This window comes from Gordonia alkanivorans, assembly GCF_004011905.1.
In the GTDB taxonomy this organism is placed as follows: Bacteria; Actinomycetota; Actinomycetes; order Mycobacteriales; family Mycobacteriaceae; genus Gordonia; species Gordonia alkanivorans.
On the sequence record NZ_CP027114.1, the window covers coordinates 2,410,034 to 2,420,464 of the forward strand.

The following is a 10,431-nucleotide window of genomic DNA, read 5'->3' on the forward strand; positions in this document are numbered from 1 at the left end:
ACCCGGTGAGCCGGGCAGGGGCGCGGCCCGCGGGCCGGACGGCGACGGTCGCCGGCCGGGTGGCACTACGTCTGATCCCGGCTCTGTTCATCGCAGTCCTCTTCGCCTGGCCGGTGCTCGCTCTCGTCCGCCGCGCGGTGAACCTGGCCGCGGCGTCGGGGGAGCGACTCGGTGAACTCCTCACCCGCACAGACGCACTCGCGCTCCTGGGGGTGACCCTCGGGCAGGCGGCGGCCTCGACCGTGCTGGCGCTCGTCGCGGCCGCACCGATCGCGTGGCTGTACGCCCATGTCGGCGGGCGGGCCTCGGTCCTCCTCGCCGTCGTGGTGACGGTGCCGTTCGTGTTGCCGACGGTGGTCGTCGGCGTCGCCTTCCGGTCGCTGCTGACCGGCCCACTGTCTTTCCTGCACATCCAATCCGGTCTCGGTGCGGTGCTGGCCGCGCACGTGTTCATCAACGTCGCCGTCGTCGTCCGCGTGGTCGGCGCGGCATGGCGGAACCTCGACCCCCGGTTGCTCGAGGCGGCGCGCACCCTGGGCGCCGGGCGGCTGCGTGCGACGCTGACGGTGGTGATCCCTCGACTGCTGCCCGCCATCGCCGGTGCCGCCGCACTGATCTTCTTGTTCTGTTCCACCAGCTTCGGCGTCGTGATCATCCTCGGTGCGGGGGAGTTGCGCACCCTCGAGACCGAGATATACACCCAGGCAATCGGCTACTTCCGTATCCCCGAGGCGGTGGTGCTGTCGATGGTGCAGATCGTCGTCGTGTTCGCGGCGCTGATGCTCACCCGCGTGTTCGCCGACCCCGCCGGGACGGGTTCGGCCCGTGGCGGTGTCGAACGGCGTCGGCGTGATGCGGCATTCGTGCACGGGCGGTTCGTGCGCCCGGCGATGTGGCTGGTGAGCGTGTGGACGGTGGTGCTGCTCGTCGGGCCGGTCGTTGTTCTGATCGCGCGGTCGGTGCGGCCGACGGTCGGCGGGGAATGGACGCTCGCCGGGTATCGCGCCCTGGCCGAACCGGTCAACGGGGTCACGCCGCTGGAGAGTCTCGAGTACTCGCTGGTGTCGGCGGCGTTCGCGACCGTCATCGCGCTGGTGGTGGGCGTGCTCGCCGCCGTCGCGCTCCATCGCTCCCGCGGGGTGGTCGGCGCGATCGCCTCGGCCATCTCCCTGGTTCCGCTCGGGATCAGTGCTGTCACATTGGGATTCGGATACCTGATCGTGCTGGCGTCGATGCCCTATGCCATCGCGGCGTCGCCGGCGATCATCCCGTGCGTGCAGGCGCTGATCGCCATCCCGATGGTCATCCGCATCATGCTCCCCGCGTTGGAATCGGTACCGGTCCGGCTGCGGCAGGCCGCCGCGACGCTGGGCGCCCGGCCCGCCCGCGTGTTCGCGACCGTCGACCTGCCGATCGTCGGCCGTTCGATGGGTGCGGCCGCCGGTTTCGCCTTCGTGATGGCGCTCGGCGAGTTCGGGGCCAGTAGCTTCCTGGCCCGTGCCGACACGACGACCCTGCCGGTGCTGATCGGTTCTGCGCTCAACCGGCCGGGCGCCGCCAACCTCGCGACCGCGATGGCCGCGTCCGTGGTGCTGGTCGCCGCGACGACCCTCGCCGTGCTGGTGGTCGAGGCGTTCCGTCCCCGATCGGAGGTGCCGCTGCGGTGAACGGAGAAGGCCCCGCGACGAGGTCCCATGCCCTCCTCGAGATCTCCGACCTCGCCGTCGCCTACGGCGGGCACACCGTGATCGACGGATTGTCCTGGCAGGTCGGGGGATCGGGGTCGCTGGTGACCGCCGTCCTCGGGCCGTCAGGGTGCGGAAAGTCGACGCTGCTCCGCGCCGTCGCCGGGCTGGAGCAGCCGACCCGCGGGGTCGTGCGCTTCGACGGTCAGGACCTCGCCGGGGTGGAGGTACACCGACGCGACTTCGGGGTGGTCTTCCAGGACGGACAGCTTTTCGGCGGACGCAGCGTGGCGTCGAACATCGGCTACGGACTGCGGATGCGGCGCTGGTCGCGTCGCCGGATCGCCGATCGCGTGACCGAGCTGCTCGACGTCGTCGGTCTCCCCGGCTTCGAGAAGCGTTCCGTCGACACCCTTTCCGGAGGGCAGGCGCAACGAGTCGCACTGGCGCGTGCCCTCGCTCCGCATCCGCGGCTGCTCCTGCTCGACGAACCCCTGGCCGCACTCGACCGACGCCTGAGAGATGAGCTGGCGGTGGAGATCTCGGAGATCGTGCGCGCGGCCGGCGTACCGACCGTCGTCGTCACCCACGATCACGCCGAGGCCGCGACCATGGCCGACGAGATCGCGGTCATGCGCGACGGCGCGATGGTGCAGGTCGCCACGCCCTCACAGCTGTGGCGACGTCCGCTGGACGAGTGGACGGCACAGTTCCTCGGCGTCACCACCGTCGTCGACGCGCAGGTGCGCGCCGGAATCGCCGACACCGTGCTCGGCGAGATCGCCCTCGACCTGCCCGACGGTTCGCGCCGGCTCGGGCTCCGCCCGGAGTCGGTCGAGGTCGTGGGTCCGGCAGGCACGGACGATCCGGGCGGGAGCCTCGCGACGGTCGTGCTCGTCGCCGAACTTCCGGCCGGTCCACGCGTGCGCATCGAGACGGCGGTCGGCGAGATCGACGCCGTGGCAGACGAATCCGTTGCCATCGGCGACCGGGTGCGGATCCGCCTGGTACCCGAGCGGGTCGCGGTCATCGGGTGACGACGGCCGCCTGATGACGGATACCGCGCGACGCGACCTCCTGCTCCCACCGGGATTGATGGTGCTCGGCGCGACGTCGATGTATCTCGGTGCGGCGGTCGCCGTCGGCCTCTTCGACGACGTCGCTCCATCGGCGGTGGCGTGGCTGCGCATCGCCGGCGCCGCACTGGTGCTGCTGATCTGGGTCCGGCCGCCGCGGTCGGCGTGGCAGTGGTCCCGCCTGCGGCTTGCCGGGTGCTTCGGCCTGATCACCGCGGGAATGAACATCACCTTCTACGAGGCGCTGGCACGCCTGCCGATGGGTACGACCGTCGCGCTGGAGTTCCTCGGCCCGATCACGGTGGCGACCTTGGGTTCCCGCACCCGACGTGACATCGCTGCACTCGTGCTCGCGGGGCTCGGCGTCGTCCTCATCGCCGACGTCCGATGGTCGGGGACCGGCGTGGGAGTGCTGCTCGCGCTGGCCGCCGCTGCGTGCTGGGCCGGTTACATCGTGCTGGGGAAGCGGGTCGCGGCGCGCGGGGCGGGCGTCGAGGACCTCGCCACGGGCTTCGTGATCGCCGCACTCGTGACCTCGCCGCTGGCGTGGTGGGTGCTGGAGGCGGTAGCCGGTCGGGGTTCTTCCGAGGCGGTGCGCGATGGGGTTTCTCCGGCCGCGCTGATCGGCCAGGGCCTGGTCCTGGGCGTGGCGTCGACCGCGATCCCGTACGCCCTCGACCAGGTCGTGCTGCGTCGCGTCGGGCGAGCGCGGTTCGCGATCCTGCTCGCGCTGCTCCCGGTGACGGCCGCGGTGATCGGCCTGATCGTCCTCGGTCAGGTTCCGCGGCCGCTGGAGGCCGTCGGGATCGCGGCAGTCGCGCTGGCGGTGGCGGTCCGATCGGTCGATGAGGACGAGATCCCGCCGAGCTGAGTGCTCAGGCGGCGCGTGCCTTCTTCAGCGCCTTGCTGAGTTCCTTCTTGCTCATTTCCGAGGTGTCGAGCTTGCGCATCCGGTGGATCACCACGGGACACCGCACGCACCGCGTGGTGCTCTTGCAGCATTTCTTCTTGGGCTTCAGAGAGCCCACCTTGGCCGCGTCGACCTTACCCATGCGGCGAGGTTAGCAGACCCTAATAACGGGTGCTCGGAAGCCTGTGATCGCGGTCTCACCACATAAACCGATACTCTGTAGCGTTGAATCCCTAGGTGATCTGCACTTGTCGCCGGTCAGAGCTGTTCGGCCGCGAGCTGAATGCCTGCCGCCGAGGCGGTCCCCATCAACACGAAAGAGAGCCTGTGAGCGCTGCCCCCACCTTCCGGAACGTCGCCATCGTCGCGCACGTCGACCACGGAAAGACCACCCTCGTCGACGCCATGTTGCGCCAGTCCGGCGTCTTCGGAGAGCGCGCCGAGGTCGTCGACCGGGTGATGGACTCCGGCGACCTCGAACGTGAGAAGGGCATCACCATTCTCGCCAAGAACACCTCGGTTCACCGGCGCCAGCCGGATGGCACCGAGGTGGTCATCAACGTCATCGACACCCCCGGCCACGCCGACTTCGGCGGTGAGGTCGAGCGCGGCCTGTCGATGGTCGACGGGGTCGTGCTGTTGGTCGACGCGTCCGAGGGGCCGCTCCCGCAGACGCGCTTCGTCCTCCGCAAGGCCCTCGCCGCCGAGCTTCCGGTGATCGTGGTCGTCAACAAGACCGACCGCCCCGACGCGCGCATCCAGGAAGTCGTCGACGAGACGCAGGACCTGCTCCTCGACCTCGCCTCCGACCTCGACGAGGAAGCCGCGAAGGCCGCCGAGCTCGTGCTCGAACTCCCGGTGCTCTACGCCTCCGGCCGCGCCGGCGTGTGTTCCATCGAGCAGCCGGCCAACGGCGAGATCCCGGACGCCGAGAACCTCGACGCATTCTTCGACGTCCTGCTCGAGCACGTCCCGGCGCCCAAGGGCGATCCGGAGGCCCCGCTGCAGGCCCACGTCACCAACCTCGACGCGTCGGCCTTCCTCGGCCGTCTCGCGCTCGTCCGCATCCACAACGGCACCCTGCGCAAGGGTCAGCAGGTGTCCTGGTGCCGCGAGGTCGACGGTGAGCCCGTCGTCGAGCGCGCCAAGATCACCGAACTCCTCGCCACCGTCGGCGTCGAACGCGCACCGGCGGAGTCGGCGGTCGCCGGCGACATCGTGGCCGTCGCGGGTATGCCGGAGATCATGATCGGCGACACCCTCGCCGACCTCGAGAACCCGCAGCCGCTGCCGCGCATCACCGTCGACGAGCCGGCCATCTCGGTCACCATCGGCACCAACTCCTCGCCCCTGGCGGGTCGCGTGTCCGGTCACAAGCTGACCGCCCGCATGGTGAAGCAGCGCCTCGACTCCGAGCTCATCGGCAATGTGTCGCTGCGCGTGCTCGACATCGGCCGCCCGGACGCCTGGGAGGTACAGGGTCGAGGTGAGCTCGCGCTCGCGATCCTCGTCGAGCAGATGCGTCGCGAGGGCTTCGAGCTGACCGTCGGCAAGCCGCAGGTGGTCACCCGCAAGGTCGACGGCAAGGTCCAGGAGCCGTTCGAGCACCTGACGGTCGATGTGCCCGAGGAGTACCTCGGTGCGGTCACCCAGCTGCTGGCCGCCCGCAGGGGCCGCATGGAGCAGATGAACAACCACGGCACCGGCTGGGTCCGCATGGAGTTCATCGTCCCGTCGCGCGGTCTGATCGGCTTCCGCACCGACTTCCTCACCGAGACCCGCGGTACCGGTATCGCCAACGCCGTCTTCGACGGTTACGACGCCTGGGCCGGCGAGATCCGCGCCCGCCACACCGGCTCGCTCGTGAGCGACCGCTCCGGCACGGTGACCCCGTTCGCGATGATCCAGCTCGCCGACCGCGGCACGTTCTTCGTCAACCCGGGCGACGACAGCTACGAAGGTCACGTCGTGGGTATCAACCCGCGTCACGAGGACCTCGACATCAACGTCACCCGCGAGAAGAAGCTGACCAACATGCGTCAGTCCTCCGCCGACGTGATGGAGACGCTGGCCAAGCCCATGCAGCTCGATCTCGAGGCCGCCATGGAATTCTGTGCCGCCGACGAGTGTGTCGAGGTCACCCCTGAGGTCGTACGGGTGCGTAAGGTGCACCTGGACTCGAACACCCGCGCCCGTGAGCGTTCGCGGGCCAAGTCCCGGGACGCCGCGGTCAGCTGACCGCCGAGCCGGTCTCTCGCGCGAGCGGGAGACCGGCACTCGTCCGATCGACCGAGAAGCATCTTCATGGGGGTATCCGAGGTGAAACGCGCGAGGCCACAGGGTCGCGACGCCACGAACCGGACCCGGGGCCGTGTGCTCGGGTTGCTCTCGTGCGGCGCCGCTCTGCTCATCGCCCTGACGGCGTGCACGGCGGATCCGCCGCCGCCCGTCCGTGACACCGGTCCGCCGCCGACGCCGACCGAGTACCCGGTCGCGAAGACGGTCTTCATCGCCACCGACTCGGTCGGCAACGGGTTCAACCCGCACATCGCGGCCGACCAGAATCCGGTGACCACCGCGGTCGCCGCGATGACACTGCCGAGCGCCTTCTCACCCGTGCAGACACCTGCCGGACCTGTCTGGGAACTCCAGCGCCACTTCGTCACCACCGCGGAGGTGACGTCGCGGCAGCCGTTCACGGTGACCTACCGGATCCACACCGACGCCCAGTGGTCCGACGGCCTGCCGGTCACCGGCGACGACTTCAGCTACCTGTGGCAGCAGATGTCGCGTCAGCCCAACGTGGTGGCCCCGGCCGGCTACCGCCTCATCGACTCCGTGCAGTCCCGCGAGGGCGGCAAGCTCGTCGAGGTGCGCTTCGAGCGGCCGTACCCGGCCTGGCGCGAGCTGTTCACCGGCCTGCTGCCCAGTCACGTCCTCAAGGGCGCCCCCGCCGGCTTCCAGACCGGCATGGACACCGGCAAGCCGGTGTCGGCCGGCCCGTACGCGATCGTCGGGATCGACAAGACCCGCGACGAGGTGCGGCTGGCCCGCAACGACCGCTACTGGGTGACACCGCCCCGACTCGACCAGGTCGTGCTCCGCCGCGCGGGCAACAACGCCCAGATGCTCGACTCCGTCCGTTCCGGCGACTCCGAGATCGTCGCGCTCGGGGCCTCGCCGGCGACCGCCGCCGAACTCTCGGCACTACCCGGCCTGGAGACCGAACGCAGCCTCACCTCGAGGTCACTGGGGATCAGCGTCAACGCCCGCACCGACGCGATGAGCTCGGTCGAGCTGCGGCGCGCGATCCTCGGCCTCGTCGACGCGCGGCTGACCACTTTCGCCGGTGCGGGGGACTGGATCGTGGAGCCGTACGCGAACACCGTCTTCGCGCCGTCCGACCCCGGGTACACGCCCGTCTCGCGGGCGCGACCCGATCGTGCCGCGGTCGACGCGCTCCTCGCCGACGCCGGATACCGCCGGGCGGACCCGGAGACGGCCGGAGAGGCCTCGCCCGTCCCCGAGCCATCCACCGGTGCGCCTGCGTCGGAATCGCCTTCTGCGTCGGGCTCGTCCACGCCGTCGACCCCGGCGGCGACGCCGACCCCCGGTGCGGTCGAGGTCGCCAAGCTGCCCGAGGGCGTCCTGCCGTTCCAGAAGGAGGGCCAGGACCTCCTCGTGCGTGTCGGCGCCGTCGCCGGTGACCCCCGCGCCACGTCGGCCGCGGCGAGCGTCGTCGACCAGCTCCGCAGCGCAGGAATCCGTGCCCAGGTGGTGACGATGCCGAACAGCGAGCTGTACGGCTCGGCGCTGACCCAGAAGCGCGTCGACCTCGTCGTCGGCTGGACCGGACTCGGTGTGCCGCCCGCGGCGTCACTGGCATCGCAGGTCGACTGCAACCAACCCAAACCGAGCACCGAGCCGTCGCCCGCCACACCGCCGACCCCGACCAGCATCGCGCCGAGCGGTGGGGACGTCGGCGACAGCTACGCCAGCAACATCTCCGGTCTCTGCGATCCCACGCTGATCGAACTCGCACGCAACGCGATGTCCGAGGACGACCCGATCTCGACGCTGGAGCAGGCGGAGCCGCTGCTGGCCGCGCAGGCCATCTACCTGCCGCTGTACCAGGATTCGATGATCGTCGGCGTCACGCCCGAGGTGCGCGATGTGCCGCTCACCGGCCCGATCCAGGAGTCGATCTTCGGGACCGCGGTCAACTGGGAACTCTCGTGACCGACGCTTCTCCCACCGCCGACCGGCGGCTGCTGCTCGTCCACGCCCACCCCGACGACGAGACGATCATGACCGGCGGGACCATCGCCCGCTACCTCGCCGAAGGCGTCGACGTTCGCGTCCTGACCTTCACCCTCGGCGAAGAGGGTGAGGTCATCGGAGACGAGTTCGCACAGCTCGTCTCCGACGGCGGCGCCGACCAGCTCGGCGGGTACCGCATCGCCGAACTGACCCGTGCCCTCGCCGCACTCAGCCCGGCCGACGGGCCGGCCCTGACGCCCCGCTTCCTCGGCGGGGCCGGCCGCTGGCGTGACTCCGGCATGGCCGGGGCGCCGTCGGCGGACCACCCGCGCGCGCTCGTCCGGGCGCCGTTCGACGAGCCGGTCGGCGTGCTGTTCGACCTGCTCCTCGGCTTCGCCCCGCAGGTCGTCGTCAGCTACGACGCGTCGGGCACCTACGGCCATCCCGACCACAAACTCGTCCACGAGGTCACCGCGGCCGCGGTCGCGCGTGCCCGGGAGGCCGGTGCGGGCCCGGCGAAGCTGTACGAGTCGGTCACCGAGCGCAGCGCCCTGGAGAACGGTCTCGCGGCGGCTCGCGCCGTGCCGGACGGTTGGCGGATGCCGCGGCCCGGCGAACTGCCGAGCTACCCCGACGACCGGATCACCACCGAGGTCGACGTGCGGGCGTACTACTCGCACAAGGTCGCCGGACTCGCCGCGCACGCCACGCAGGTGACCGTCGCGCCGTCGGGGACCGAGTACGCGCTGTCGAACAACATCCTGCAGCCGATCCACGACCACGAGCACTTCATCCTCACCGACCACGATCCGCGTGAGGCCCCCGGCGGCGACCGGGAGACGGACCTCTTCGCCGGGATCGGATAGCGAAGATGCCAGCGCTCGATCCGCATGTCCGCGACCGGCTCCTGCTGGCGCTGCTGACCCTCGACGGCTTCGTGGTGGGCCTGCTCAGCGTTGCCTTCGCGTACCTGCGGTTCGGCGGGGTCGCGTTGCCTGTCGCGGCTCTGATCGGCGGACTTCTCAACGCCGTGCTGCTGTGGCTGGCGGCCGGATACACCTCGTCACCGCTGCGCTATGCACCGCTTGCCGCATGGGGGCTCGTCGTCGTCATCGCCGGCGGGATCCCGGGGCCGGGTGGCGACGTCATCCTGAGCACGTCGGGAAACTACCTGGTGCAGACCCTTTTTCTGCTGGTGCTGGGTGTCGGCCCGGCGGCGTTTCTCGGCTGGACCCATCGGCTTCCCGAAGCCGACGACTGACTTTCCCCGCCGCCGTTCCCTCGGGGCGAAGGGTGTAACCGAACGAGCGTTAGAGTGTGGTCATGGTTCTGCGCGCGTGGGCCGAAGACATCACGGCCCCGATCGAGCGCGTCACGGCGGCCCTGAGTCGTCTCCGTGACGACCCGACAGCCCTCGGCCCCGATGCCCTCGACGACGAGGGCTGGGTCGCGCTGCTGGGCGCCTCCGGCACCCGGCTGGAAGAACTGTGCGAACTCGCCGACACCGTCCGGGCGAGGGTCACCGATCCCGACGCCGTGACCTTCGTCGTGAACCGCAATCTGGACACCGGGGTCGCCGCCCGACTCATCTCGGATGAACGCCGCCCCGGCGAGCCCGCGCTCGCCGAGCTGGTCGGGGAGGCCGTGGAACTCGGAGCCACCGAGATCTGCATGCAGGGCCCGTTGCCCGCCGACCGGCCGGCCACCGACTACGTCCGCCTCGTCGCGGAGATCACCGATGCGGCAGCCGGTCTGCACCTGCACGCGTACCGCGCTGCGGAGATCGCCGACGGTGCGGTCCGGACCGGGGTGCCGATCGTCGAACACCTCCGCCGCCTCCGCGCCGCCGGGCTCGGGTCGATCCCCGGGACCGCCGCCCAGATCCTCGACGACTCCGTCCGCGGGTTTCTGTCACCCACCGGCTCCGCACCCGCCCGCGAGTGGATCGAGGTCATCGAGGCCGCGCACGGCGTCGGACTCTTCTCGACGGCCACCATCGTCTACGGGCACGTCGAGACGCCGGAGCATCAGGTCGCGCACCTGCGGACACTGCTCGGGATCCAGCGCCGCACGGGTGGACTCAGCGAGCTGATCCTGATGCCGATGGTCGCCTCCAACACGCCGCCGCATCTGACCGCCGCCGCGACGTCGACCGCCTCGCAGCGGGAGACCCGCGCACTGCACGCGGTCGCCCGGCTGATGTCCGTCGGTCTCATCGACCACGTGCAGGTCGCCTGGACGAAGCTGGACCCCGACACCGTGGACCTGCTGTTGCGCGGCGGCGCCGACGACATCGGCGGCCTGCTGCTCGACGGTCGGCTCATGCCGGATGCCGGTCCGGAGGTGGGCCGGGTCCTCGACGCCGACACCCTCGTCGCCATCGCCGAACGCGCCGGTCGTACACCGCGTCAGCGCACCACGCGTTATGCCGAGCCGGAAGCCCATCGGTTGCTCCCGATCCCGCAGGTACGTTCGTGACGGTGACGACGACGCAGGGGGG

General features: G+C 70.6%; 9 protein-coding genes. 8 read left to right on the plus strand and 1 reads right to left on the minus strand.

Translation table 11 applies throughout. The annotated features are described in order from the left end of the window. Positions 1–5 precede the first annotated feature (5 nt). From C5O27_RS10840 to C5O27_RS10850, 3 genes are read left to right on the plus strand one after another with little or no spacing between them, the layout of a single operon-like run. Positions 6–1,667: an ABC transporter permease gene (locus tag C5O27_RS10840; RefSeq protein ID WP_127962696.1), complete on the plus strand. Its 1,662-nt coding sequence runs from the start codon at positions 6–8 to the stop codon at positions 1,665–1,667. Continuing rightward, positions 1,664–2,722 (plus strand): ABC transporter ATP-binding protein, encoded by a 1,059-nt coding sequence (locus tag C5O27_RS10845; RefSeq protein ID WP_127962697.1) that lies wholly within the window; start codon positions 1,664–1,666, stop codon positions 2,720–2,722. Before C5O27_RS10840 ends, C5O27_RS10845 begins: the two co-directional genes overlap by 4 nt. A gap of 13 nt (positions 2,723–2,735) precedes the next feature. Continuing rightward, positions 2,736–3,632: an EamA family transporter gene (locus C5O27_RS10850; protein WP_127962698.1), complete on the plus strand. Its 897-nt coding sequence runs from the start codon at positions 2,736–2,738 to the stop codon at positions 3,630–3,632. A 4-nt stretch (positions 3,633–3,636) separates the two neighbouring features. Here the strand turns inward: C5O27_RS10850 and C5O27_RS22735 are convergent, their stop codons facing one another. Beyond that, positions 3,637–3,813: a hypothetical protein gene (locus tag C5O27_RS22735; RefSeq protein WP_164905313.1), complete on the minus strand. Its 177-nt coding sequence runs from the start codon at positions 3,811–3,813 to the stop codon at positions 3,637–3,639. Between the two features lie 185 nt (positions 3,814–3,998). Here C5O27_RS22735 and typA point away from each other — a divergent pair, with 185 nt between their 5' ends. From typA to C5O27_RS10875, 5 genes are all read left to right on the plus strand, one after another. After that, positions 3,999–5,909: a translational GTPase TypA gene (gene typA / locus C5O27_RS10855; protein WP_127962699.1), complete on the plus strand. Its 1,911-nt coding sequence runs from the start codon at positions 3,999–4,001 to the stop codon at positions 5,907–5,909. A 66-nt stretch (positions 5,910–5,975) separates the two neighbouring features. Continuing rightward, positions 5,976–7,910, plus strand: coding sequence for an ABC transporter family substrate-binding protein (locus tag C5O27_RS10860; protein ID WP_006359472.1), 1,935 nt, complete (start codon positions 5,976–5,978; stop codon positions 7,908–7,910). Further along, on the plus strand, positions 7,907–8,797 hold the full coding sequence (mshB, locus tag C5O27_RS10865; protein WP_127962700.1) for an N-acetyl-1-D-myo-inositol-2-amino-2-deoxy-alpha-D-glucopyranoside deacetylase: 891 nt from the start codon (positions 7,907–7,909) through the stop codon (positions 8,795–8,797). Before C5O27_RS10860 ends, mshB begins: the two co-directional genes overlap by 4 nt. 5 nt (positions 8,798–8,802) lie before the next feature. Continuing rightward, entirely contained in the window at positions 8,803–9,192 is a 390-nt protein-coding gene (locus C5O27_RS10870) for a hypothetical protein (protein ID WP_006359470.1), read from the plus strand. A 62-nt stretch (positions 9,193–9,254) separates the two neighbouring features. Then, positions 9,255–10,409, plus strand: coding sequence for an FO synthase (locus C5O27_RS10875; RefSeq protein WP_164905314.1), 1,155 nt, complete (start codon positions 9,255–9,257; stop codon positions 10,407–10,409). The last annotated feature ends 22 nt before the right edge of the window (positions 10,410–10,431 follow it).